This window comes from Microbulbifer maximicatervae (SeqCode) (assembly GCF_052467225.1).
The window spans coordinates 1,010,500-1,036,268 of sequence record NZ_CP174303.1 but is presented as its reverse complement, the minus strand read 5'-3'; the positions used below and the strand labels follow the sequence as shown (position 1 = coordinate 1,036,268).

26 protein-coding genes are annotated in these 25,769 nt (G+C 47.2%); 22 read left to right on the top strand and 4 right to left on the bottom strand.

All coding sequences use genetic code 11. The features are described from left to right. Positions 1-3: 3 nt before the first annotated feature. Complete coding sequence (gene lgt / locus ACJJIZ_RS04575) at positions 4-855, bottom strand: prolipoprotein diacylglyceryl transferase (RefSeq protein ID WP_413665894.1); 852 nt, start codon at positions 853-855, stop codon at positions 4-6. Positions 856-943: 88 nt separating this feature from the next. On the opposite strand from lgt, the gene ACJJIZ_RS04570 reads away from it, so the two are divergent. From ACJJIZ_RS04570 to mepK, 5 genes are all read left to right on the top strand, one after another. Next, entirely contained in the window at positions 944-1,765 is an 822-nt protein-coding gene (locus ACJJIZ_RS04570) for an NRDE family protein (protein WP_444915339.1), read from the top strand. Between the two features lie 414 nt (positions 1,766-2,179). After that, positions 2,180-4,132, top strand: coding sequence for a L,D-transpeptidase family protein (locus tag ACJJIZ_RS04565; RefSeq protein WP_413663577.1), 1,953 nt, complete (start codon positions 2,180-2,182; stop codon positions 4,130-4,132). A gap of 187 nt (positions 4,133-4,319) precedes the next feature. Continuing rightward, positions 4,320-5,543 (top strand): L,D-transpeptidase family protein, encoded by a 1,224-nt coding sequence (locus tag ACJJIZ_RS04560; protein ID WP_444915338.1) that lies wholly within the window; start codon positions 4,320-4,322, stop codon positions 5,541-5,543. Positions 5,544-5,599: 56 nt separating this feature from the next. Then, a complete protein-coding gene (locus ACJJIZ_RS04555; protein WP_444915337.1) occupies positions 5,600-6,778 on the top strand; it encodes a L,D-transpeptidase family protein in 1,179 nt (392 codons plus the stop codon). A gap of 862 nt (positions 6,779-7,640) precedes the next feature. Beyond that, complete coding sequence (gene mepK / locus ACJJIZ_RS04550; protein ID WP_282930973.1) at positions 7,641-8,174, top strand: peptidoglycan L,D-endopeptidase MepK; 534 nt, start codon at positions 7,641-7,643, stop codon at positions 8,172-8,174. Positions 8,175-8,242: 68 nt separating this feature from the next. Here mepK and ACJJIZ_RS04545 read toward each other — a convergent pair whose 3' ends face one another. Continuing rightward, on the bottom strand, positions 8,243-9,427 hold the full coding sequence (locus ACJJIZ_RS04545) for an imelysin family protein (protein ID WP_444915336.1): 1,185 nt from the start codon (positions 9,425-9,427) through the stop codon (positions 8,243-8,245). Positions 9,428-9,469: 42 nt separating this feature from the next. Continuing rightward, positions 9,470-10,138 carry a histidinol-phosphatase gene (locus tag ACJJIZ_RS04540; RefSeq protein WP_413665895.1) on the bottom strand — a complete coding sequence of 223 codons (669 nt, stop codon included), beginning with the start codon at positions 10,136-10,138 and terminating at the stop codon, positions 9,470-9,472. 338 nt (positions 10,139-10,476) lie between these two features. Between ACJJIZ_RS04540 and ACJJIZ_RS04535 the strand changes: the two genes are divergently transcribed. The 17 genes from ACJJIZ_RS04535 to ACJJIZ_RS04455 all read left to right on the top strand — a co-directional run bounded on the left by ACJJIZ_RS04535 (position 10,477) and on the right by ACJJIZ_RS04455 (position 24,833). Continuing rightward, the gene (locus tag ACJJIZ_RS04535) at positions 10,477-10,983 is read left to right on the top strand and encodes an RNA pyrophosphohydrolase (RefSeq protein WP_444916188.1); all 507 of its coding nucleotides are present in this window, start codon (positions 10,477-10,479) and stop codon (positions 10,981-10,983) included. A 108-nt stretch (positions 10,984-11,091) separates the two neighbouring features. Beyond that, on the top strand, positions 11,092-13,344 hold the full coding sequence (ptsP, locus tag ACJJIZ_RS04530) for a phosphoenolpyruvate--protein phosphotransferase (protein ID WP_444915335.1): 2,253 nt from the start codon (positions 11,092-11,094) through the stop codon (positions 13,342-13,344). Positions 13,345-14,022: 678 nt separating this feature from the next. After that, positions 14,023-14,664 carry a hypothetical protein gene (locus ACJJIZ_RS04525; RefSeq protein WP_444915334.1) on the top strand — a complete coding sequence of 214 codons (642 nt, stop codon included), beginning with the start codon at positions 14,023-14,025 and terminating at the stop codon, positions 14,662-14,664. Between the two features lie 81 nt (positions 14,665-14,745). Then, entirely contained in the window at positions 14,746-15,195 is a 450-nt protein-coding gene (locus ACJJIZ_RS04520; protein ID WP_444915333.1) for a hypothetical protein, read from the top strand. Positions 15,196-15,278: 83 nt separating this feature from the next. Beyond that, the gene (locus ACJJIZ_RS04515) at positions 15,279-15,617 is read left to right on the top strand and encodes a hypothetical protein (protein WP_444915332.1); all 339 of its coding nucleotides are present in this window, start codon (positions 15,279-15,281) and stop codon (positions 15,615-15,617) included. An 87-nt stretch (positions 15,618-15,704) separates the two neighbouring features. Continuing rightward, on the top strand, positions 15,705-15,956 hold the full coding sequence (locus ACJJIZ_RS04510) for a hypothetical protein (protein WP_444915331.1): 252 nt from the start codon (positions 15,705-15,707) through the stop codon (positions 15,954-15,956). A 98-nt stretch (positions 15,957-16,054) separates the two neighbouring features. After that, positions 16,055-16,561, top strand: a complete 507-nt coding sequence (locus ACJJIZ_RS04505) for a hypothetical protein (RefSeq protein WP_444915330.1) — start codon at positions 16,055-16,057, stop codon at positions 16,559-16,561. A gap of 127 nt (positions 16,562-16,688) precedes the next feature. Continuing rightward, a complete protein-coding gene (locus ACJJIZ_RS04500) occupies positions 16,689-16,937 on the top strand; it encodes a hypothetical protein (protein ID WP_444915329.1) in 249 nt (82 codons plus the stop codon). A gap of 355 nt (positions 16,938-17,292) precedes the next feature. Further along, positions 17,293-18,129: a hypothetical protein gene (locus ACJJIZ_RS04495; protein ID WP_444915328.1), complete on the top strand. Its 837-nt coding sequence runs from the start codon at positions 17,293-17,295 to the stop codon at positions 18,127-18,129. Between the two features lie 1,338 nt (positions 18,130-19,467). Next, entirely contained in the window at positions 19,468-19,875 is a 408-nt protein-coding gene (locus tag ACJJIZ_RS04490; protein WP_444915327.1) for a hypothetical protein, read from the top strand. Positions 19,876-19,967: 92 nt separating this feature from the next. Continuing rightward, on the top strand, positions 19,968-20,471 hold the full coding sequence (locus ACJJIZ_RS04485) for a hypothetical protein (RefSeq protein WP_444915326.1): 504 nt from the start codon (positions 19,968-19,970) through the stop codon (positions 20,469-20,471). Between the two features lie 142 nt (positions 20,472-20,613). Beyond that, a complete protein-coding gene (locus ACJJIZ_RS04480; protein ID WP_444915325.1) occupies positions 20,614-21,036 on the top strand; it encodes a hypothetical protein in 423 nt (140 codons plus the stop codon). Between the two features lie 175 nt (positions 21,037-21,211). Further along, positions 21,212-21,415 carry a hypothetical protein gene (locus ACJJIZ_RS04475; RefSeq protein WP_444915324.1) on the top strand — a complete coding sequence of 68 codons (204 nt, stop codon included), beginning with the start codon at positions 21,212-21,214 and terminating at the stop codon, positions 21,413-21,415. Positions 21,416-21,855: 440 nt separating this feature from the next. Then, positions 21,856-22,230, top strand: a complete 375-nt coding sequence (locus tag ACJJIZ_RS04470) for an alpha/beta fold hydrolase family protein (protein WP_444915323.1) — start codon at positions 21,856-21,858, stop codon at positions 22,228-22,230. Positions 22,231-22,269: 39 nt separating this feature from the next. Beyond that, entirely contained in the window at positions 22,270-22,656 is a 387-nt protein-coding gene (locus ACJJIZ_RS04465) for an MAPEG family protein (RefSeq protein ID WP_444915322.1), read from the top strand. A gap of 31 nt (positions 22,657-22,687) precedes the next feature. Continuing rightward, positions 22,688-23,008, top strand: a complete 321-nt coding sequence (locus ACJJIZ_RS04460) for an immunity protein PIM1 family protein (protein ID WP_444915321.1) — start codon at positions 22,688-22,690, stop codon at positions 23,006-23,008. Positions 23,009-24,500: 1,492 nt separating this feature from the next. Then, entirely contained in the window at positions 24,501-24,833 is a 333-nt protein-coding gene (locus tag ACJJIZ_RS04455; RefSeq protein ID WP_444915320.1) for a hypothetical protein, read from the top strand. A 93-nt stretch (positions 24,834-24,926) separates the two neighbouring features. On the opposite strand, the gene csrA is transcribed toward ACJJIZ_RS04455, so the two are convergent. Then, positions 24,927-25,115, bottom strand: coding sequence for a carbon storage regulator CsrA (gene csrA, locus ACJJIZ_RS04450; RefSeq protein ID WP_444915319.1), 189 nt, complete (start codon positions 25,113-25,115; stop codon positions 24,927-24,929). Between the last annotated feature and the right edge of the window lie 654 nt (positions 25,116-25,769).

Genomic DNA, 25,769 nt, shown 5'->3' with positions numbered 1-25,769 from the left:
CTGCTATGCTCCGCCTTTAACTCGGGAAGACCCTGCTTTCTTACCTTTCTGCTCAGTTCGCCCCTCGGGAAGCGGCTGAGTTTTATAACTCCACACCAGCAATGCGATGCCGGCAATAATCATTGGCAGGCTCAAAAGCTGCCCACGAGTCATCCATCCAAATAAATCAAAACCAATATGCCCATCGGGCTCCCTGACAAACTCCACCAGGAAGCGGAATACACCGTAGAGCGTCACGAACATACCGCCCACCGCGAGTCGAGGGCGCGGCTTACTGGAGAACCACCAGAGCAGCGCAAAGAGAACCAGCCCCTCAAGGAAGGCTTGATACAGCTGGGATGGGTGCCGGACCAGAAGGTCCGGGTCCTTTGGAAAGACCATGCCCCAAGGGCCTTCAGTTTCACGCCCCCAAAGCTCCTGGCCAATAAAATTACCGATCCGCCCAAGCCCAAGACCTATGGGCACCAGAGGAGCAACGAAATCAATTAGAGCCGGGAAGGTTGTACCAATTTTGCGTGCGTAGAGTGCCGTGGCCAACATTACCCCTATCAGCCCGCCGTGGAAGCTCATCCCCCCTTCCCACAGCCGGATCAGTGATATCGGGTCTTCGAGCAACTGGGGGAAGTTATAAAAGAACATGTACCCCAAGCGGCCACCGATAACGACACCAATGGCACAGTAGAGAATCAAGTCCTCAACTTCGGATTTAATAACCGGTGACCAGGGTTTGGCACTTCGGCGCAATGCCAACCACCAGGCCGCGACAAAGCCAGCCAAGTACATCAGCCCATACCAGTGCACTTTTAAGGGGCCTATTGCAAAGGCTACCGGGTCAATTTCGGGATAGGTCAGCATGGGGGAATCGCGATTGCCAATAAAGGGCGTATTATGGTCGTAAAGCCCCCCGCTGTGGAAGAGCAGCTTGCCCCTAGGGAAGATCCCCATGTGTCTACTGCTATTCGCCTATCAATGCCACCCGCAATACCCGCTGCTGTTGATCGCCAATCGGGATGAGTTCTATCAACGGCCAACCGCTGCAGCGGCGCGCTGGCCAGGGACCGGACTAATTGCGGGTAGAGACCTTGAAGCCCAGGGAACATGGGCCGGCGTCTCCCCCGGTCGGGTCGCCGCTGTAACCAATATCCGGGAACCTGGAACACCGGAACCTGTAGGAGCGCTATCCCGCGGGGAAATACCGCAGAAATTCCTCAGCCAACAAATTAGCCCTGAGCATTTCATCCACTACCTGGAATCCCAGCAGTACCGGGGCTTTAACGCCCTGCTGTTTGATGTTGAGAATCAAAACACTCTCTTCTGTGCCGGAAACCGGCACAAGCCATTTACGTTTGAACCGGGTATTCACGGTATCTCCAACGGCGCACCGGACGAACCCTGGCCAAAGGTGGAGAGGGGCAAAGCGGGGCTGGCAGAAATAATACCTGCGGCCGACCAGCTGGTAACAATCGAGAGCTTTGTGGAGCCAGCCCTGGCACTACTCAAAGATCGCACCCCCGCGCCGGACCAACAACTCCCCCATACTGGACTGCCACTGAAGATTGAGCGGGCACTCTCTCCTATATTCATTCAAATTGATGCCAATAGCTCGGCGACAGAACCAATGCTTCGCAATGGAGGCTACGGCACCCGCGCGAGCACCGTAATCACCATCGACCAGAGGGGGTGTGGCCAACTTTGGGAGCAGACTTTTATACAGGGCAATGAAAATGGCCCCCTGCGCTACTTCACTACTAAGTCGCCCAATTAAGCGGGCTCAATGCTAATGGCAGAGAAATTGTGCATAACTTTTTGTGCAAGCCTCTGCACCATATTCAAATAAGCCCCAGTAAACACGCCCCTTTTTCACCCACGAGCGGAAAATTTGACGCAAAACTCATCATTCGCAAATCCTTACTCTAAAAAGAATGAAGCGCCAAGCAAATTTTGCATTTATTGCCATACTTACTTTCACAGACTGAAGTTGGTTGAGTTTCGCGCAAGCAGGACACCGACAGCAGTCTTAATAAAAGGAAGTCGCGCGGGACGCATGACACGTGCGAGTCACCGATAATATCCCTGAGTATCTGGATGGGCTCGCCACAGGTTGGGAAGGTATGAACGATCTGGCGCCCGGCATTTTCCAAAATATCGCACCGGGCCCCCGCAGAATCGCTGAGGTACCATGTCGTATTTCAACCCCGAGCATCGTAGACGCAAATCTGTACTTCCACTGCTGACACTGGGTAGTCTCTGTGTCTTCATTCTTTATTATGCTTTCGCAGCAAACCAGAAGACCGTACCCGTTTTACCGGAGAACGCTGTTCGCCCTCATTTAGTGCACTGGCTGGAGGAAAACCCTGATGCCTGGCCAGCCCAGGACCCCATTTTTAACCCCGCCGCTGTGCGCAAGATCTACCAGCGCACGGATTACCGCTTGCTTTGGTTCGATAACTACAGCCTAAGTGATAGTGCCAATGACCTGCTGAAACAACTCACAGCTGCCAGCTCCGGCAATCCGAGCAGCATGGTCGACTACCGCTACCACCTGGGGTACTTCGATCGCACCCTCCGCGATACTCCACAACGGCTTCAGATGGCTGCAGTATTGGATATCTTACTGACCGATGCCTTTGTCTCCTACGCGCAAGATACCCAGCTGGACAGGCTCAAGCCCAAAACCCGCCCGCGTCGGGGTGTCACACCGGTTCTGCGGGATAGCGAAGGTTTCCGCCTGGTTGCTACCAGCACCGCTCAACAGCAGGCTTCCAGTGAACCCAGCGGGCGCAAGTACTTCCGCGGATATGATCGCGCAGCCAATCTCGGCAGCAATGTACGCAGCCGCTATTACTCGCGGGAATACAATGCGGATACTTCCGGCAATTACTCAGGACGCAATTATTCCGGTAGCACTCGCACCTATGAGCGCAGTCGATACCGTTCCTACCGGGACAACAATAGTGGCTCAGGTTCCGGCAGCCGTGTTTATTACAATCAGGGGCGGTCAAATACTGCCGCCCCACCGGTGAGATCTGAAAACAGTGAGGGGCCTTACTACGAGGAAAACCGGCCCTATGGCAACGATGTAAGGGCGCTGCGCGGTGAGCTGCAACGACTGCGCAAGATTTCCTCCAGCGGTCGCTGGCGTCCGATCCCGGCGGGCCCTGCCATGACCATGGGTGCACGCCACCCACATGTGGGCCTCCTGCGCAACCTGCTCTCCCTATACGGTGATTACCAGTCTTACTACAGCTACGGCGGCACTGATCGCAATCGCTTCGATCGGGGCCTTCACCAAGCGGTGGTGCGCTTCCAGAAACGTCACGGCCTGAGAGCAGATGGTATTGTCGGTCGCTCAACTCGCAAGCGCCTGAACTTATCCCCAGCTGCGCGCGCCCGCATTGTGGAAATGAATATCAAGCGCCGCGAAGAGTTGCCGGAACAATTGGGCAGCCGCTTTATCCAGGTCAATATTCCTGCGTATCGTCTCAAATACGTGGAAAACGACCAGGTCAAACTGGCGATGAATGTGGTCGTCGGCAAGAAAAAGCACGCAACGCCTGAAATAACCACCCGTGTCAGCAAGGTAGTCTTTAACCCCACTTGGACAGTACCGCGCAGTATCCTGGTAAATGAGATACTCCCCAAAGCTCGTAAAAACCCAGCGGGTATGGAAAAAATGGGATACCGGGTGATTAGCGGTAGGGGTGAAAAACTGCCTCTAACTCCGCAAAACCTATCTGCTGCAGGTGCGGGTTCCTACCTTATGCGCCAAATGGGCGGTGAGGAAAACATATTGGGACGTGTCAAATTTGAAATCCCCAATATTCACGACGTGTACCTGCACGATACGCGCGCGCGCAAACTTTTTTCCCTGACCTCACGGGGCTATAGCCATGGCTGCATCCGCCTGGAAAAACCCCGCCACTTGGCCGAAGCGCTGCTTCGTCCCCAAGGGGATTGGGATCAATGGCGTATCGATCAATTGACCACAGGAGAGGAAACCACAGAAGTGGATATGTCCCAACTGGTGAAGGTTTATATCACCTACTGGACTGCCTGGGTCGATGGTCAGGGCAACCTGAACTTCCGCCCGGATATTTATGGCAAAGATGGACTGACCGATAATCAATTTTAAAAGAAACCGGGGCGGCTATACGTCGCCCCGGTTATAACCAAGGAATTATTGAGCGTGTTATTCCATTAATTAGCCTTTCTTAAGCAGCGCCATTCCTGAAAATTATTTAAAGACTATCAGTCACAAGTTATCAATGTGAGCACAGTGATAAATCTCACTGATTTCTCAGTGCTTGCAGGGGTGACTTATGGGTGCTGCCAACAATTCACTTTGCGCTTTTTTGCCACGCAACCAACTAACCTCCCTCAGGGCGAGTGCCGCTGCGATTGCCATAGCAATATCGATAGGCATTCACTCACCACAAATAATCGCCGAAGCTAAAGATACCGTCGAACCTGACTTGATCGGCAGTCGCGATCCTTTTTTACCTCAGGGCAGGCAATTTTCCCTACTCAGCGAAGCGTTAGCACGCTACCAAACCCTGGCACAAGGTAACTACTGGAAACCGCTCAGTGCTGGACAACCTATCGCACCGGGCAGTCGCAGTCCCCGGGTTGCGCAATTGAGAAGCCTGCTAATGCTCTATGGTGATCACCACCCCGAAGAGTACGGAGCAGATACTTCTAAAGCAGATGTCTACGACAAAAAATTGCAGCAGGCCGTTAAACGGTTTCAGAAACGTCACGGATTAAAACAAACGGCACTTGTTGATGAGGGAACCCGGAGTCGACTCAATACCCCGCCAGCTAAAGTTGCCAAAATTCTGGCAGCAAATATTGAACGCTGGAAACAACTCCCCAAGGATTTAGGGCCTCGCTATATCATCGTGAATGTCCCGGAATTTAATTTGCGCCTAATTGAAGGCGATAAAGAGCAGTTCCGTATGCGTGTGGTTGTGGGAAAACCAAAACACAAAACACCACAAATCGCTACCCGTATGACGCGACTGGAATTTAATCCTGTATGGCGTGTCCCGCCCAGTATTGCGCTGCGGGAACTTTTACCCAAGGGCAGTTCCGCCCTTAGGGCAAAAGGTTATCGCCTGATGAATCATCGGGGCAGATCGGTGCCTTTTACTCGTGGAAATGTAGCCGCAGTGCGTCGAGGACAAGTTTCACTGCAACAAAAAGGCGGGCCGGGAAATGCTTTGGGAAGAGTGAAATTTGTTATCCCCAATCGGCAGGCCATTTTTCTACACGACACAAATAGCAAGCATTTATTTAAAAAATCACAAAGGGCCTTTAGCCACGGTTGTATTCGTCTGGAAAAACCATTGCAGTTTGCTCGCATGATGTTAGCTCAGCAAAACAAGTGGAGTGATGCTCGCATCAATCGCGCGCTGGGAAGTGGTCGCACCCATGGCGTTGCCCTTAAAAATCCCCTACCGGTTTATATCGCTTACTGGACTGCCTGGATCGATGAAAATGGGCAGCTTCAGTTTCGGCCGGATATCTATAACCGGGATCAGTAATAGGAGGTAACAGAGTGAAGCGGATTGAGAGCTACAGGGACTACTGAGTTATCAGTATGGCAAATGGCCCATTCCAGCTCGGCATCGCCGCACTGATAAGCCTCGTAATTGCCTCGGCCAGCCCTTTGAATGCTTCATTCACTGGGCGGACCGATATCATTATTGAGCCAATCAGTTCGACCCAGCAATTACGCGATACCGCTCAGGCCTACCGACTGTTAGCGAAAAACTGGCGACCGATTACCCAGGGAAAAACTTTACAGCCCGGAGACAAAGGCCCTCGTGTCCTACAACTACGTAATTTACTGGCAATGTATAAGGATTATCACGGTCAGCCCGGGCCGCTTTCCGCTCCGCAAAAAGACCCCCGAAGATTTGACAGTGCGCTCCAAGCTGCAGTGGAGCGCTTTCAGGAACGCCACGGATTGAACGTTACCGGTATCGCCGATGAAGACACACTTGCAGCCTTGGCTATATCGCCAATGGAACGCGCTAAGCAAATGGAATTAAATGCATCCCGATGGGAGCAGCTAAAGCTCCCAGAGGATGATCGCTACGTAATCGTCAACGTGCCCGACTATCGATTGCAGCTTATTGAAGATGGTTCGGTCGCTCTCAATATGAAAACCGTCGTGGGAAAAAGCAGTACGCGCACACCAAATTTACGCACGCGGATAACCAATATTGTTTTCAGCCCAACCTGGACTGTCCCCCGAAGTATTCTTGTCACCGAGCTTTTGCCCAAGGCACGACACAACCCAACAGCCATGCACAAGCGGGGTTATCGAGTAGTGCAATATCGCAGCGGTAAATCGTCCCCTATTACAGAGGAGACTATTGCCAAGGCAGCCGGTGGGCACGCTACTTTGAGGCAATTGAGTGGCCCTGAGAATACTCTGGGAAAAGTGAAATTTGTTATCCCCAATAAGCAGGCTATTTTTCTCCATGACACCCAGGCTCAAAGCCTGTTTAAACTTCGCCAGCGGGCATTAAGTCACGGATGCGTAAGGCTACAAGCACCAGAAGAATTAGCTTATTTTCTTCTCCGTGACCAGGGGTGGGACAGAACCCGGGTAGCGCAGGCAGCCAATGGGCACGATGCTCTGAATGTAAAGATTAAGGGATCACCCCGTATTTACATCGTTTATATGACCGCCTGGATAGATAGGGATGGGCGCCCCCAATTCCGCCCTGATATTTATCATCGTGACAAAGAACAGCCTTATCCAAATTAGGGAGCCTATCGGCAAGTGAAAAATATTAAGTATCGCTAAAGGATTTTGCCTGTTCTCATTTTCGCTGGCAGCGCTCTATAACGCTAAAGCTCCCCAGGAAATAGAACTTGAAAGACACCGGTCAAAATAACCACCTAAGCAAGTTTGATTTAATTTTTCAAAGCACTACTCACACTTCTATTTAAACCCTGGCTTTGGTTTGAAAACTACATCCTTGTTATCACAAAATTAGAGCGTTGCCATATTCACAACCGTGGTAGCAATACTGGCCGGATCTAATTTTTCCAGGTTTCTCTTTATCGCCCGCTTCTACTGGAGGGCTCCAGGAAATCGAGATCAATACGCCCCCAAATATAGGGCGGTCCAGGGTCTGCCAGATAATCTAAACAGCTGAATGTCCGGAGAAATACTACGCTAGCAGCACCTAAGTCACATGTATATACATGTACATACAAATTCTTATCTTCTCTATATCTAGGTTGTCTTCTGTATATAGATCGGTAAACCATCCACTAATAAAGAAGGCTATCAAGCTCATGACCGAAGAGGTGATCGGATAGCTCCCAAGTACACTGACGAAACAGCCCGATAAAACTTATAAGTCGCAGAAAAATAATTTTTTAGTGATTAGCGTGCAATGACAACGCTGTCTCCTCCCTATTCAACACCGTTGACTGATCAGCAATAAAAATTCCGGTTTCAGGTAGCAGAAAAGAAAAAATATACCACCGGGGCCATCTAATTATTTCCGAATTAGCAGCTTCAGGTTTGTAACAACTGGTTATTTTTTGTACATTTTCCGCCGTACCCGGTTGCGCCAACTAAGGCAAACCGACGAGAGATTTAACGACGAGGCGGAATTATGAAGAATCCATCCAGACGTCGATTCCTGGCAGTGACCTGCGCAACTGCGGCGGCCGTCAGCGCCGGACCGACTTTCGCAAAAGTAGGTAGCTCCCGCACCCTGAAAATGCGCAACCTGCACACCGGGGAGAAGCTGGAGGCCGCCTACTGGACTAACGGAGATTACAGCAGCGGAGGCCTGAAGCAGTTCAACAAATTGCTTCGTGACCACCGCGCCAACGAAGTGACCCGAATGGACCCCAAGCTTCTAGATATCGTCTACAAGCTGAAGGAGAAGTTCAATTACAACGGCACCATTGAGATTATCTCTGGATACCGTTCACCTAAAACCAATGCCAAGCTGCGTGCAGCTGGCCGAGGCGTAGCGAAACGCAGTTACCACACACGTGGTATGGCCTTGGATATCCGTATGCCGGGTGTGTCCCTGTCGAAGTTGCGCCAGGCAGCACTCAACCTGAAAGCGGGCGGTGTCGGATACTACCCGAAGAGTAACTTCGTACACGTGGATACTGGCCCTGTACGTCGCTGGTAATCCCCACCCAACAGATACAAAAAACCCGGCAGTCGCCGGGTTTTTTGTTATGCCTGTGAGAGCAAGATTTATTCACCATCAACCGGTAAGCTAACCGGCATCACATCCTGATCGGATACTGGCACTTGGGTAGTACCTGCCATCAACCCGGCGATACGCTCGAGAAGTTTGCGTGCCTGCGCCAATTGGGTCAGCTCCGCCAGTTCAATCGGGTCTTCCATTTGCAACAACAAGCTCTCGAAATCCACAAAAGCCTGCTCTAAAGCTGTCACCTGATGTCTATCCAGTAACAGCTCCGCCAAGCCGCCCCCACCAGTGGGAATCCAGTTTGACTGGAGAGTTGCCATAATCGCCAATATCGCCTGCTTTGAATCGGCAGCGCGGCTACTTTCCACATCGCTCTCAGAACTCTCCGGCAACCTGCGCAACAGCTGCTCATCAATCACCCGGGTGTGCGCTGCACGGATTTGCTGCAATCGGGCAACCGGGCCAAGGGATAGATAGGGCCGCGACAGGCTGTTGGCTGCCGTCGGCCAACGGCGGGCCAAGCCTGCCATATCCTCTTCCACACCTTTAACGATCAAGCGGGTTAGTTCACGGCGCCGATTGACGGCCAGGGCCTCGGGTTTTTCCCCATCGGACTTAGCCAAAAACTGTTCCGCAACCCGCTCGCTGGTGGGTCCCCAGAGCATGATTTCCAGGGCGTGAAAACCGGTGCTTGCCTCTTCATGTGCCGTCAGGCGGTGCTGCTTGCGCAAGTTCGTTAAAGTCAGATCAATGGCCGTATCGTTAACGATACCGCTCTCAGAATAACCCGGCACTGTATCCAGGTAGCCCGCCTGGGCCGGCCAACTATCTACTGATAACAGTAATTTTCTACCCTGGCTGCGCAACTCTCCCGAAGAAAAAGCCAACTGGATATAAGGCAGTGCAGCAGCAAATTCCCTGTGGGCATCCAGCCAGGCGAGCCTGGCATTTTCCAGCTTATTTTCATTCGGCTGAGCCAGAAGACCATCCACTTCACGCTGCAAAGTTTCAACAGCAGCATGGGCGTGGATAACCTGGGCCTCACCCGCCTGCCAAATTGCCAGGGATAACTCGGTCGCAGCCTTTTCATTCACAGGTTGCGGCGCAATACTTTGTTGCGATACCTGCTGCGGTTTTTCTACCGCTTTTTGTTCACAGGCAGAAAGTCCGGCCAGGGCCCCGATTAAAACAGCCAGGGCCCGGTACTGGATAATAGATCCGTTCACTCAATTCCCCATCTTGTGCATTTCACAAATACTGGCAAGCACCTACTCACTCTCTTCCCGCAAACTGATCACCGGCCATCCGCGAGCCTCAGCTTCTGCGCGCAGGCGATCATCCGGGTCCACCGCAATTGGGTGCTCAACTTCGCCCAGTAAGGGCAGATCATTGATGGAGTCACTGTAGAACCACTTTTCACTGTTGGCGTATTCCGGATTGTGGGCCAACCATTGGCGCAACCGGACAACTTTCCCCCCCTGGTAACAGGGTTCACCAACAACCTTCCCGGTGAACCGCCCCTCATCCTCCTCAGGCTCAGTGGCCAGCAGGGTATCGACACCGAGGCGCGAGGCAATAGGCTCAACCACAAAGCGATTGGTCGCAGTGATAATCATGATGTGGTGGCCTTTGCGGCGGTGTTCGCCGATCAGCTCCTGGGCCCGAGGCAGCCACAATTCACTGATAACTTCCTGCATAAACTCGCTTTGCAAGTTATCCAATTGGCCACGGGAAAGCTGAGCCAGGGGCTCCAAGGCAAATTCCAGGTAGGCAAAAATATCCAATTCACCGCGCTGGTAATCTTGATAAAAGCGATCGTTAGCCGAGCGGTAACGGGTCCCGTCGACATGTTCGCGCTCCACCAGAAATTCGCCCCAGGCATGATCGCTATCACCACCTATCAGCGTGTTATCCAGATCAAAGATTGCCAAGTGCACCGTCGACTCTCCCATAACTATAGGTTCCCCATAAGTATTTGACCGCCAGGAAGCCAGAAACGTCCCCAGCGCGGCCGCTAATTTTACCTTGCGCCGCACGACAGCACACGGACTGCGTCACTGAATTGCTGTAAACCCCCCGCTGTGGAACAATGCAGAACAAGTAAGTGCAGCGCACGGCCGCACACAACAGTATTGAGGATGGTATTTTGGGCGACGGCAAGCCGGCACAGGCCGGACGAAAGAACCGCCGTAAGCCCGCCAAGCATTCGAATCGCAATGATAAAGCCCCGGCCGGTAACAAGAACCGGGGCACGAGTGGCGAGAGCAGCAGCAATATCGATGCCGAGGGGTTCCGCCCCAATGTCGGTATTATCGTGCTCAACGCCCGCGGTCAGGCACTGTGGGCGCGGCGGGTAGGTGGCAAGGACGCCTGGCAATTTCCCCAGGGTGGTATTAATCCGGGCGAAACCCCTGAACAGGCGCTATATAGGGAACTGTACGAGGAAGTAGGCCTTACTCGCGATCAAGTCAGTATGATTGCCTGTACCCGTGGCTGGCTGCGTTATCGCCTGCCTCAAAGGCTGATTCGACGTCGCTCCGAACCACTGTGCATCGGGCAAAAGCAAAAGTGGTACCTGCTGAGGCTCGAGTCAGAAGAGGCCTCTATCAGCTTCGACAATGGTTACAAACCCGAATTCGACCACTGGCGCTGGGTAAGCTACTGGCACCCACTGAGTAAAGTGGTGACCTTTAAGCGTGAAGTATACCGGCGCGCACTGACCGAGCTAGCCCCACAACAAATACAGCTGGAGAGACGCTGGCTGCGCGGACAGGACAGCTGACCGCACAGGGTAGTTAGCAGCGTATCTTCACAAAATGGCCCCGATCAGCATCGAAATTCTACTTTCCGGGGCCATCGAATTTCTCCGTTGATTGGCGAGGACAGGCCATTGCTCGGATCTCTGCGCAGTATCGTTCAGGAAGTAAATGCCGCCCGGAACCTCACCGCGGTGCTGGAAATCATTGTGCATCGCGTGCGGGAAATCATGCACACCCGCGTCTGCTCCGTATACCTGCGCGACAAGCAACACGGCAACTATGTCCTGATGGCCACCGATGGCCTCAACCCCAAAGCGGTTGGCCAGGTCCACCTGGCCCCCGGCGAGGGACTGGTGGGCAATGTAGTTACCCGCGAAGAGCCGATTAACCTGGAAAGGGCCGAAGCCCACCCCGCCTTCCAATATTTCCCCTCTACAGGAGAAGAGCGCTTCAGCGCCTTTCTCGGCACACCGATTATTCACCACCGCGCCGTACTGGGTGTCCTAGTTGTGCAGCAAGAGGAGAAGCGTCGATTCGACGAGTGGGAGGAAGCTTTCCTGGTCACCCTCTCGGCGCAGCTCGCTGGCGTTATCGCCCACGCCGAGGCCACCGGTCTTCTCGCCTGTATTGGCAAGCAACAACGGGAAACTCACTTCTCTGGCATTGCTGCGTCCCCCGGTGTGGCTATCGGGCGGGTACATATTGTCACCCCACATGCGAATCTCGGCACAGTGCCCTACTCCGAATGCGAGGATGTGGACACTGAACTGGCCCTGTTCCAACAGGCCCTGACCGCCGCCCAAGATGAAATTCGCGAAGTCGGTGAGCGCCTGAAGAGCGACCTCAGCCCCGAGGAACGGGCGCTATTCGATGCCTATATCAGCATGTTGGATGACAGCTCCCTCGCCGTCGAGGTGTGCGATCGCATCCAACAACAGCTAAGTGCCCAGCGGGCCTGGGCCGAAGTTATGTTGGAACATGTGCGGCGCTTTGAAGCCATGTCCGACTCCTACTTTCGCGATAGGGCCGCCGATGTTCGCGACCTGGGCGCCCGAGTGCTGATGCACCTGCGGCAACAGCAGCAGAGCGACCGGGACTTCCCCGATAACACCATCCTGATCGGCGAAGAGCTAACCGCAGCGGTATTGGCAGAAGTGCCCAGGGAAAAGCTGATCGGAGCCGTATCCGTTAAAGGCTCCTCCAACAGCCATGTGGCTATTATTGCCCGAGCCATGGGACTGCCCGCAGTAATGGGAGTCCAGGACCTACCCTACGAAACCATCGACGGTGTCGATATGGTGGTGGATGGCTACCGAGGCGACTTGCATATTCACCCCGGCGCAGAACTCAAACGTCGCTACGACGATATTGTCAAAGAAGAGGAGCAACTGGCCCGCAACCTGGACCATCTGGCACAACTCCCGGCAATCACCTCCGATGGCCACCGCATTCGCCTGATGGTAAATACTGGGCTGATGGCCGATGTTGTTCGCTCCCTGGAACGCGGCGCTGAAGGAGTAGGACTTTTCCGCACCGAAGTACCTTTCCTATTGCGAGACCGCTTCCCCTCCGAGGAAGAGCAGCGGGAAATTTACCGGGAGCAACTGGAAGCCTTTGCCCCCCTTCCCGTAACAATGCGCACCTTGGATATCGGTGGCGATAAAGCACTGGCCTATTTCCCTATAGAGGAAACCAATCCCTTTCTGGGGTGGCGTGGCATTCGCGTAACTCTCGACCACCCGGAAATATTCCTGGCGCAAGTACGCGCCATGATGAAAGCCAGCCTGGGGTTAAATAACCTACGCATTATGCTCCCCATGATCAGCGGCCTGAACGAGCTCGAAGCCGCGCGCAAACTGGTGGAAAGAGCCTACCGGGAGTTGCTTGAAGAAGGTTACGAAATTGTTATGCCCCCACTCGGGGTAATGGTAGAAGTACCCTCCGCCGTCTACCAAGTACGGGAACTCGCCGTGCATGCAGACTTTATATCGGTGGGCAGTAATGACCTCACCCAATATCTCCTGGCGGTGGATCGTAATAACAGCCGCGTAGCCAATATTTACCACGCTCTGCACCCAGCGGTACTGCGCGCTTTGCAGGAAATCGTAACGGCAGCCCATGCCGTTGGCACAAAGGTGGGGATCTGTGGAGAACTAGCAGGAGAACCTAGTGGTGCATTGTTATTAGTAGCCATGGGCTACGATATGCTATCGATGAACGCCACTAACTTACCGCGAATAAAAGCTACGCTGCGCGCCGTTAGCCGAGCTGATATTGAGCAGCTCCTGCAACAGGTTTTGCAGATGAATAGCCCTGAGCAAATTGAAAGTACGGTAAAAGAGTTTCTTAATGAGGCGGGGTTGAAGGTGTCTTTGCAGCCGTAAATGATGAGGTATTTAAATCTAAATTTACCCGATTTTATAAAGCCTGCGCTCAATAGCTAACAACCAGACCGTTAGTCCCTCGCAACAGTAAGATATTTGCCCAAGCGACTAATGAAGAGCTATATTGCTCAACATTATTCTGACCCACTAAATAACTTCTCAATGTTTCCTAATCCTTAAGCTGCTTTTCAGAAATGGCAATCTCACTTTATTTTTAAGTGTGTCAATGGAATAGCAGAATATCCCCCACCCAAAGAAAAAACAAATAACTACTAAATACGCGTGATATTCAATTAGTACACTCAAACCAAAAAAATATCTAACCCTTCACAACACTCAACCCTGAAGCCTTGGCCTCATCACAATTCTAAATTTCCGATAATTCTGACAAGTTAGTGAATGCCAGCTCAGGTAATTATGATCATTTTGACCGTTATTTTTGAGTTTCACGTAGAATGTGTAGAAATACTTTAAAAATCAGTCAGTTATAAGTTGAGTTAAAAACTGGGATAGTAGTCAAAGTGATCATTTTTGTAATTTGCACTTTAGCACCAAATACATCTAAACCTATGATTTATATTTAAAATTTCCACTATATCGGGAAAATTGATTCCGAAATAGTAATCATGATAAAAGTGGTCAGAATGATTACTATATAAATGTTAGGCATGTCGAGATATGAAGGTATTCCTAGATAGCAATATTATTCAGCACTCAGCGACAACATATCGCACTATGGATATATATTTTGGTGGAGCTAAGCCAGGTGAGCCATTGGTAAGAAAAGGACCAATTCAAACAATTAACAAGAAACCAGCAAAAAACCAAAAACTGAGGGCGGAAATTGATTGTTTGGAAGAGCTGGCATCTAAATTGAAAGCTCTCCGTGCCACTCTGATCATGGATTTTGATAATATCTATTCAGAGGTGCGTAGGGCGGGAAGATTTAGGAAAGAATTCTTTTATGGTAGCGACATCAAATACGCGGAGCGGCCGCCTGAATTTAATACGGTTCTAGGGGGTCCTAGCTGGTTAAATTCAGGGCCTACCGACAAGCAATTTCACAATTTCCTTCATAATCTGAAACACCCAAGATTCTTAGAGTTAGCGAAATTCTCTGGTGCATTACAAGGAAAGGATGCCAATTACAATCAGCTTGCAGATGCGTATTTCTTGTGGTGTGCAGAGATAAATGAGGCAGATTACTTTTTAACCTTGGATGCCAAATTAGAAAGGTCTATAAATCAGGCTAAAAGTCTAGTTTATAAACCAAATGTAATATCAGCTTCCCAATTATTAACCGAACTACAAAATGCCTAACAAAGCCAAGCACAATTGCCCAATGCAAAAAAACACATTGGGCTGGACCTCGCTGCGCTCGGCCTGTGTTGGCGGCGTTATGTGCAAACCATGATTGACCGAGAATCTAGAAATAAACTTGCTGAGCTTATTCGTAGCTTGGTTGCTGGCATAATTACAAATGATGAGTTTGAAGATGCTTTACCTCAGTCAAAAGATGATGCTGTATGGGAGGTTTTTCATCACGGGGTTTGGTGTCTGTACAGCGATATGAAAGAGTACAAACTTAGAGGAAAAGAGGCACTTTCCAATGAAGAGCGGTCTGTTGTAGCGCGTTGGATTCTTTTCCTAAAGTCAGACATTGAGTATAAGTGGCCCTCTGCTAGTTTCAGAGACAGATTTCTTAACTCAATCAGTTTCGGGGCTTTCGGGCAAAGCACTCTCGAAAAGTGGCAAGAACATGGTGAGTTGGCATATTGGCCTTTCACTGATATCGCTCAGTACAACAAGACAAAACTGAGTAAAGGGTATCTCGGTGCCAAAAACACATAACGAATCAATCAACTTCGCGCCTACGGCGCCGGACAGCTTGCTCTACGCTTCGCTTCGTTCCAGCTGCCGGTTATTGAGGCGTTATGAGTCAACTCAAGGAAATCACGATGGCAAATAATTGGAATATTCCAGCTTGGCTTGAGGCAGAAGTGAGGGCAAGAGATAAAGATTGCATCTATTGCCGTAATGAATTCACATCACCAAAAGAATCTGTGAAGGCATCTCCAAGTTGGGAATATATCATCAATGATGCAAAAATAATCACGAAAGAAAATATCGCTCTTTGTTGTCGTGGTTGCAATGCGAGTAAAGGGCAAAAAGGCCTTTCAGCTTGGTTGCAGTCTGAGTATTGTAAAGAGCGGCGTATAACAGCTGAGTCCGTTGCACCAATAGTTAAGAAAGCCATTGCCCGTGGTCTGTAGCAAAACTCATAACAATCGCAGGCAGTTTGCTCCGGCCCTTCGGGCCTCCGCGGGCGTTTATGTGCAAAACCAAAATTAGAGAAAAAGATGGATATTGAAGTCGCAAGACACGTAGTAAAAACCGCCTTTAGAAGCTCGTCAGAACTTACCAATCTCTATGCTTTTATAAACGAGCACTGCGATGATGAGGCTCTAAAAGAATCTCTAAAGTCATCTCTGGCCCAGGTTATTGCCGATATCGGATACAATTTCAACAAAAAAATCACTGATATACATCCAGAGGTTCAAGAAGAAATTGATCATAGCATTGAGACTTATGGCTTTCTTATTAGGCAGTAGACACATAACAAGTCAATGAACTTCGCGCCTTCGGCACCGGACAGTTTACACTGCGCTTCGCTCCGTTCCAGCTGCCGGTTATTGAGGCGTTATGTTTTTTGAGAGGTCGTTCCATTAAAACAAATAATCTTGAAATTCATAGAGCAGAGCCTGCAGTAATTGAGTTGAATGGCTTCCTCAATGCATTAAGGTGTGTGATCGACTGTCCGAAAAGGATGTTTAGTGCAACACTTGTCGAAAAGGATGCTGGTTTAAACTCTATTATCGAAGGCACAATAAAAAGTATTGGTGAGTTTGGAAAACTCATAGAACAAAGACAATCTGATTACAAAACTACTTATCAATTATTCATCGATCATATTTATAAGAAAATATCAGATACCAAAACTAGGGCTTTGGATAATTTAGATTGGAATCTAATTGAGTATTATGGTCTTATCTCAACATCAGACCAAGAAGATGGCCCTTGGAATAGATTTATTAGTCAAGAACATACGACTTTAAGATTTCTTGATGATGACGGTGATGAGTACATTTTATTCTTTGTAGAATTTAGTGATTTTGTAGTGGTAACCCAATTGGGGTTAGCGTGGAATGAGAAATAAACATAACCAGGGCATGCACCCGACCTCCGGCAATTTGCACCTTTTTTGCGGTAGAGCTGCAAAAAAGCCTCCAATTACCTCCGGCTGGTGATGCAGTCGTTATACACACAGTTAAGGTAATAAGGATATGATGAAAGGACTTAGAAAAAGGAATAGTGATTACTCAAGCAAAGAGAGGGTTTCTTACTCTATTGTTTTCATTGTTGTGGCTTTTTCAGTTTCATTTTTACTAGCCGGAAGCTCACTAGAATCAAGTATAGTTCAATACATTGTGGCGCTCTTTTTTGGTGTATCAGCTGGTCTTGTTGGTTATAAATATCCAAAAGCAGTTTATATTTTAATTCTGGCGCTTCCACTTTCTCTTGTTGGCAGCTAACCCAGTTATCCAGGGCAACCACATGAACGTTTTTTAATCAAAATATGGGGTTTTCGTATACAGAGTTCGTATACTTACGGAGCAAAACGTTTATCGCTTGATCCATAAATATATGCTCAATATGCATTGTGCTCAAAAAACACACATACGTGCGGTCACCCTGCCCAGTTATCATGTACTAAAAAACGCAAAATAATGTATAACAAGCAAAACCACGCCAAGCCAGCAAGCTGGCCGGACCTCCACTGCGGCGCTCAATTTTGTGAACCACAAAATTGGCCCCTCCGTTCCGGCCCGTGTTTTGAGCGTTAGCAATATTTTAAGCATCTGGATCTACTGGGGAGTCTGATTTTTTATGCAAAGAGAATGCCCATACTGTGCAGAGAAAATACAAAAAAGAGCTAAAATCTGCAGGTTTTGCAGCGCAAAAGTTGATCCACTGTATGTTGAAAACGCTGCCGCAAATAAGCAGATATGTAAAATTATGGATTGGCACAACGCGGGGAACGACAGTTACGCTATCGCGAAACTGATGAATGACTCTGGTGAGAGAACATTGGATTCCCAAGAGACATGGTCAAGCGATAGAATCCAAACTATTGTTTTAAGCTTCAGTGCTACAGGGGCTCAGAGAGTAGTTGATTCATCAGCACCGTCAAGAAACGTTTCAGCTTCAGGCAATCATCGTACTGCGCAACTTGAGACTTCTATTGTTGGTAAGGTTGGAGTGCCCGTTGAGAGTGGCAACAGTAAAAACAATAACAATTCGAAGCGTGTGATTGGCGTTATCACTGGCGTCGTTGTATTTTTGGCAATTCTTACATCGGCACTCAATGGCAAGGACGCTTCCATACCAAAAGAAAACTTCCTTTATTCAAAATATGATTTATGCCGTGGCTTAGTCGGAGCACATATGGCGAATGTGGGTACAAAACCACTAAACATGATATATGTCAGCCGGAGAGGAGATCAACCTGTTGTAGATCATCCAGGAAGCTATAGTCCAGTACAATGCCGAATAGAGGGAAATCGGATAGTTTGGAGAAATTACCCAAATGGTAGGTGGCGTAATCATCCTGATGATCCTGTAGTAACCTTTTCCCAGGTCAACCGACAGTTGGTCTTTACTGATTCATTTAACAAAAATGACTCTCATGCTAAAGCTTATTCGTTCAGTGATTTCAGAAAATAGCGGTACGTCAATATATATTTCTTGAGCTAAGTGCCACGTCCCCGCTAACAAAGTGCTGCAGCCCACGCCTTACTTTATGCTCATTTTACGGGGTTGCTTCGCTCCTATTTTTGCGCAAAATACGCATAAAGTAAGCCTCCACTGAGCAAGGCATTAGCCATAAAATGAAGAAATACGTAGCTATCATTTTGCTGCTTCCATACATGACCGCGGCATCATCGATGGAATTCTGCCATTTGTCCGGCCGTGTGGTCTCAGATGTTCAAGGGTATGAGCGCGAGTTGAAGTTTCAGCTAAAAGTAGAGGAAGCAAAGAAATTTTCAAAAACTAGGGGTGAGTTATATTTCAGTAGTTGCACTGACTGTCAGCGGCACGTAGGCAAAGTCTACGAAGTCTTTTACTCTGATCAAGAGTACTCAAAGGCCGGCAAACCTAAAAAAAGGTGAGAGTCATTGTGTAAGCTATACAGTTGAAGACGGGGGTGGTGGAGCCCCTGTATACTGGGTTCCGGGGTGCAGCAATGGCTAAATCGGGTAGCCGGTAGTTTTAGCTACCGGCCCCCACACCACCCATCGTGCGGGTCCGCAATGGGCGGTTCCCTATCCGTAATGAATCTCTACCCAACGATAGTATCGAGCAGATCTTCATTTGAGTTGAGTGTCATGGCAGTGCGCTACATCAACTTTAACCGACTGGAAACATATCAGTAGGCTAGCCCTGCCTTTCAACTCGTGGATTTAGGTTCAGGCCTTCACCCTGTCCAAGGTATTAATCTTGGCATTTGGCTACTATGCCGTCTGCTGACTTCTGTTTAATCACCCTACTCATTACTGAGCGGAGCGCTGCTGCGTTCCACCATTTTTTTCTATCCCCGCGATGGTGGCTAGCGAGTTGGGCCTATTTATGAGTCAGCGGCCACGCTGACAGCTTCACAGCGGCAAGTTAAACAGATCTCCCCAGATAAGAACGTGAACTTTCACTACAAAACTGCATCATTTACTCTACCCGTTAGACCACATGGCTTTGGGATCCTTGGCTACCTCGCCTCCAGGCTAAGCCTTATATGATTTTTCTGTTCGTCAGCTCGTAGTTTTGCTAGCGGCTTCCTCCCCACAAAACCTCACGGTGTTGCAGTTGCCATTCGCTAGTAGTTAGCATTTAATGAAGTCCATTAAACGGTGATCTTCCTACAGGGGACTTTCACCCCATTAGTTCACGCCCATGCTGGGCGTACCAAAACAGTCAACTTCATTCCAGCCGCTTCGCGGCTTCCATCGGACCTCCACTGCTTCGCAGCTCCGTCCGGTTACTGCGAGCGTTACACAGCAAGGAGTATTAGTGCTTAATCGAAAGTTAGCTGTAGGATTTTTTATATTAATGCCATGCCTAGTACTCGTGTTTTTGCCGATATACTCTGTTGTGAGTGGGTACTTGAATCCAAGTATAGAGCACGTAGAAAGAGCAAGAAATCACCTTCCAAACTCTAAACTGCTTCAAATCGGCTTTGGTTTTGGCAGCTATTCCTGCGTCAATGAAGAGTGTGATTACAGTAATGCTTATGATCAGAGACAATTTATAAGTGTTTCTAGCGCTAGTAAAATTGTTACAATTCGCAGATCATATGAAGGTGAATGGACAGAATCTGTGGAAGAAACCAATTTAAAGTTATGGCTTTCACTTTTAGCTATTTATACGCTAGTAATATTAGGTTTGGGATTTTCACTAAGAGAGCTAAATCGTGTGTAATAAGCCGCAGCAATCGCTCCCGTTGGTCGTTGGGACAATCAAAGCGCTGCATTTATTTATCTGTCCTTGTGCGGGGCATTAGCTATTTCAATATGAAGTCTATAAAAAGTTTTGTAATTTTCTGTACGTTTTTTTGTGGATTGATCTCCATATTGTTTAAATTGAGAGATTTGGAGAACACACAAGATATATATTTATTGCTTCTGGTAGCAACATTATTTGGGATTTGTGTTTCAGCAGCTATAGCCCGTAAAGGTTCTTTTTTGCTTTCTAGTGTGCCTGATAACGAGATATGGGCAGCAAAATCTTTGTTTTATGTTGGCGTTATCAGCTTTTCTATCTCTACCTCTTGTGTATTAAATAGAAATTACGCCAAGAGTGAAACTATTTCCTCTTATGAGATTAAAGATAAAAAATATCAAGAGAGGGCAGGCAAATCCTCCGAAGCCTGGCACATTAGTATTGATCGACAAGGGAAAACCATAGAGCTTGCAGTTGATAGAAAAGATTTTAAGTGTTACTCCATAGGTGATAAGTTTCCTGTAAAAGAGATAAATGGATTTTTTAACTGGCTTATTTTGCTTCCCAATAGCTAACAAGTTTGCGCACTGAACTAAATTTCCGTTACGCATTTTGGCATTGCGTTGAAATTTCATGTCAAAATAATCCATCCCAATTTAGCCCGTGACAAAGGCGTTCAGCGTTCAGCGTTCAGCGTTCAGCGTTCAAGGAAGAGCATTGAAGACAGTTACTATATTAGCACTAATAATAATTAGTAATCCTGTTTGGAGTAATAATCTCAATACGGTCAAAAAAATACAGGAAAGTATTTCTGCTAATCTATCACAAGGCGATAGTAAGAAATTAATTGAAGAATATTTAACCTCAACTAACATTGTGTATTCTTTTAGATATCAGGCCGTAGTACGAGAAAATGAGTCTGACTGTAAATTTGAATCTATATTTCTTTGGCTATTCTATGATTGTGCCATTCAAATATATATAAACTTAAATGAGCAAGGGGATTACAAAGATCATGAAGTTTATCAAAGTTATTCTGCTTATAGCGTCGCTATGCTTAACAAGTACAAGCAAGTTGCTGCGGGTCTTCGGCCCTTTCACGGGACGGCCTATACTGCCCACCAGACGCCCCTGTTGTAGTCGATAAATTTCATGCACAGAATGGATTGGGTATTGAACGCTATTTATTCTTTAATACATTTACTATGTTTGGTGGGGGCCACTGATTATTGGTATTGCTGTTGGCCGATACTTCTATCGTGATTATTTCAAAGACTATGAATGGGGCTTCGTAGTCTTCATCGGAGGACCTTTATTGGCTTGGTATGCTGGGTCAATGATAAAAGGAGGTTCATTAGCCAATCTCATAGAGCTTCCTTTTGTAGTGGTTTCCGTAGGCGCGTTATCGGCATTGAGAAGTTTATCACTCATGAAAAAAGGTGTAGCTGTTTGGTACTTCCCATCATGCTATGTGTTACCTTTCTTAATTGGTTTAGTGGTGCCAGCTCTGCCAGAATAAATTTAACAGGCACAAGTAGGTTGCTGAAGGCCTTTGGTCCTTCCCGGGACGGTCTACTTTCAGCACCCCCTGTTGTAGTCATTAAAAATTGATCTATGAACACAGAACATCTTTTCAAAATTGTTTGGCGCGGTTGGTTTACTAGCGTAAGTATTCTGGCATTCATAGCTATTTTACTTGGATACCTTCTTGGTCCGGAGCTAGGAAAGCCTGTAGTTTTACTCTTGGTCATGGCCCCCGTAATAGCCGCGCTCCAAGGGGTGCTTGTGGCAGCATTAGTGTGTATTGGAGTCAAAATATGGCCGTTGAAATAGCTCAGGATCCAATCATTTTTAACAAGCAAAAGTCAAGTTGCTTCGGGCCTTTGGCCCTTCGCGGGACGGACTACGCTTCGTTCCAACCGACCCTGTTGTAGTCGTTAGCACACACAAGGAGATATTGTGCAAGTCTATGAATTTGGTGACTATCAGGGTATCCCGGTCATTTTCTTTATGGGTACACCTCAAAAAGGTGAGTCCGGGCATGAGTTTTCAGAGCTCGCGAGTAAAGTTGGTATTCGGCTAATTTGCCCTACCCGCGCCTGGTATGGCGAGTTTGATTCAGCCCCGTCATTTGACAAATGTTCGGAAAAAACTAGTGCGTACCTACAAAACAACGAAATCAGAAAATGTCATGTAATTAGTGGTAGCGGAGGGGGACCATTCGTATTGCACTTTTCTACCGTTTATTGCGCACGTAAAATTCTAGCAAGCCGCTCAAAAATCGTTTCGGCCGCCAAAAGCGTGGCCTCTATTGGACTCACTAACGCTCGCTGATTAGCGGGATATTAGGCATCAACTAAATAAGGAAGTTCTATGCAAGATTATTACTGGTTTATTATTTTTATCATCTCGAATAGTGCAATTCTTTTGGCATTTACAATAAACGTATCAAGACTAAGAATTAAGTATAAAATATCTTGGGGTGATGGAGGCAATAAAGGTTTAATGAAAGCCATAAGGGTTCACGCTAACGGTACAGAGCAAGTTCCAATATATGCATTAATTATCCTATCGATATCATTTGCAAATCCAGATAATGTTGCACTACCGATCTTGGTAATTATTTTTACTCTTACAAGATTACTTCACGCATATGGTATGCTACTTAGAAACCCACTATTGAGACAAATAGGCGCAGCAATTACATACGCTACTCAAGGAGCTGCAATTTTAACCTTGTTGGTCAGCTTAAATGCCTAACAAGGCGCTGCATTAACTGTAAAAAGGGATTATGAATAAACTGCTAGAAACCTTACAATCATTGAGTTCTGATGATCTTGATAATTTGCTTGACCAAAGAGATGAAGGTCCATTTGATTGCACATGGGTCAAATTGAATCAGCGTATAAGCGAAGTTAGTGCAACTATAGACAACAAAGAGCTCTTTATAAGATTGTCCAATGCTACAAACCACCATGTGGTTTGCTCTTACATCGCCGATGATCTTGAGCTTATCAACAAGACAGAAACGCTGGGAATAGAATCAGAGTTCTTAGATTACTTAAAACACTGCTATCAGCAAGGCGTAGTCCCCAGTGAATGGCACACCTAAATCGGGTATCCGGTAGTTTCAAGATACCGGTCCCCTCGCCACCCATCATGCAAGTCTCCAATGGGCGGTGCCCTATCCATAATGCATCTCTACTCAACTAGTAAATCTTCACTTGACTTGAGTGGCATGGCAGTGCGCCACCTTAACTTTATCTGACTGGAAACATATAGGTAGGCTAGCCCTGTCTTTTAACTCGTGGATTTAGGTTCAGACCTTCACCCTGTCTTTGGTGTTCATCTTGGCATGGCACTGCTGTGTTCCACCATTTTTTTATTCCCGTGATAGTGACTAGTGGATTGGGCCTACTTATGACAGCAGCACGCTAAACAGATCTCCCCAGATAAGAATGTGAATTTTCACTACACAACTGCATCATTTACTCTACCCGCTAGATCACATGGTTTCGATGTCCTTGGCCGCCTCGCCTCCAGGCTAAGCCTTACATGATGTTTCTGTTCGTCAGCTCTTAGTTTTTTCTTCCCCACAAGACCTATCGGTATTTCAGTTGCCATTCGCTAGTAGTTAGCACTTAATGAAGCCCATTAAATGGTGATCTTCCTACAGGGAACTTTCACACCATTATTTCACGCCCATGCTGGGCGTACCAAGTGGCTACATCGTACAAATTGTAGCTGTCACTTTTTGTGTAAAGACACGCACAAAATGAGCCGCACCCGGATGAGGCACAAGCTACAATTTATGTATTACGTATGTTTTACAATGATCTGTATTTTGGTAATCCTTGTACTAGGGGTTCAAATTTTCCATTGGTATAATAGATTTATTATTAGTGATCCAAATACAGCTGTGTTCAAAAATCTGTATAAGCTAAATTTTATGCAAGGAAATATAAAAGTGGAAAATACAATATATAAATCACCTGAATCTGAGTTGGAGATTAAAAGTCCACCTAAGACTCTATCTTCCTCAGAAAAGCTAGCTGAGTCTCGGCGGCAAATGGAAGAATCCAATGCGATTCAAACTTTAAATTTTGTATGGGGGTTAAGGCTCGCCGGAAATACTATTTTTATTCTATTCTTCATAGTAGGAATAATTTCATCCTATAATAGCACTTCGACAATCACTACAGCCGTACTTATCTTTTCCATTTTATTTTTTTGCACTGAAATATTCTGCATCTTAGGCTATTTTCGTAGAAAATCTTGGTGCCAAATTCCACTTCATATATTCTCAGCATTTTCTCTGCTAAATATACCTTTTGGTACTGTTTTTTCTATATTACATTATATCAAAATGCCTAAAGTTAGATTTGACGATTAATTATTTTTGCCTTGTATGCTACCCATACAAGGCAACTTCTAGTGACCTAATTCTTAAAAATATTTGGCCATGTATACGCTTTAGCATTTCACAAATAGATTTTATCATTCCATTTTTTGGTATTATTCTTCGGATAAAAAACCTCACAATGCATTTTTTCACAAGTTTATATGCTTTATTTGAAATATTGGCATTCCGGTTGAAGAGGCTATTGATTTTTACCATTACACTCCTACTTGCACTTGCTGCATATTATCTTACTTTTACAGCTTTCTATGAGTCATGGTTCCCTTATTATTATGAGGAATATCTTTCATACTTCTTCTTAGCTGGACTAGCAATAGTTGTATTATTACCATTCGCCATTGCAGCCACTTCAGACCAAAAGAATGGCCTGGGTTATCTTTCTAAGTACGCCAATTCAGCAACGAAGGTTCATTTAGCTGTAGTTATCTTATCTTTGTTAATTTTTACTTATATGATGTCCAATGGCGTTTTACTAGATGAGGCCGGTATTTATCAAGTGGTACCATCAGGTGAATAGACGTAACTAGCAACGGCACCTGGCACCAAGACCGCGGTTCTGCTAAGGTTTTGATGCCGATGCTTTGGATGCTCCACAATTAGGACCAAGCTCTCAACAGTTTCTATTCCCCTGCATCCTTCCCTTCTGGACACGTATGTAAATTTCTTCACGGTGAACTGGAAGTGATCTGGGAGCTTGTATTCCTATCTTTACCTGATTTCCCTTAACTTCCAATACTGTGATTGAGACATTGGCTCCGATCCTTAGGTTTTCACCAGTTCTGCGCTTTAAGATCAACATATTTCTATTCTCTGCTTTTCAAGCCATGGGTAGGCTTTTATTGATGGACGGCTGAGAAACTAATCTGTTGAAGAATGCAGGGGGAGCGCGAGGACGATAGGCATAGAAGAAGAAAAGCCGGACGCAACGCTCCCAGAGCTTAGAGAATCTCTCCAAGCCGCTGGGTGTACTCCAATTTATTGGAGACGAGCGGGTTTCTAGCGTATGATCCATATAGCCATTTTGATAGTTAAGGTATCAATTTGGTTAGCTGGCCCCTGGTGTTCCCGCACCTTGGGTCAGCGCCTTTTACTTACTCTTACGTCACGCTACCGTTCTCCTTTGAGAGAGTGGTTCTTTTAGAAAAATCTTGGTCTATTGAATCTCTTTGGTCACAGGCCTTCAAAAAGCGCCTCATTTACGACCAAAATACCAATAAACATCTGTCGATTTTACGCAGATTTGACACTGAAACAAACTTAATAAATTTCAATAAGATCATTTTTGTGCCTATTTTTTGTAAGTTACCGCCTTGGAAAATATCGGAGTATGTAGAAAATGGCCAATCGTATTGGCAATCTTTAATGGCTTTTACGTTAGAACCTCAAGGCACAAGACAATCAAAAATAAATACGTAAACGTACTCCTCATTTCAAAAGAGAAAGGCTAAGTATC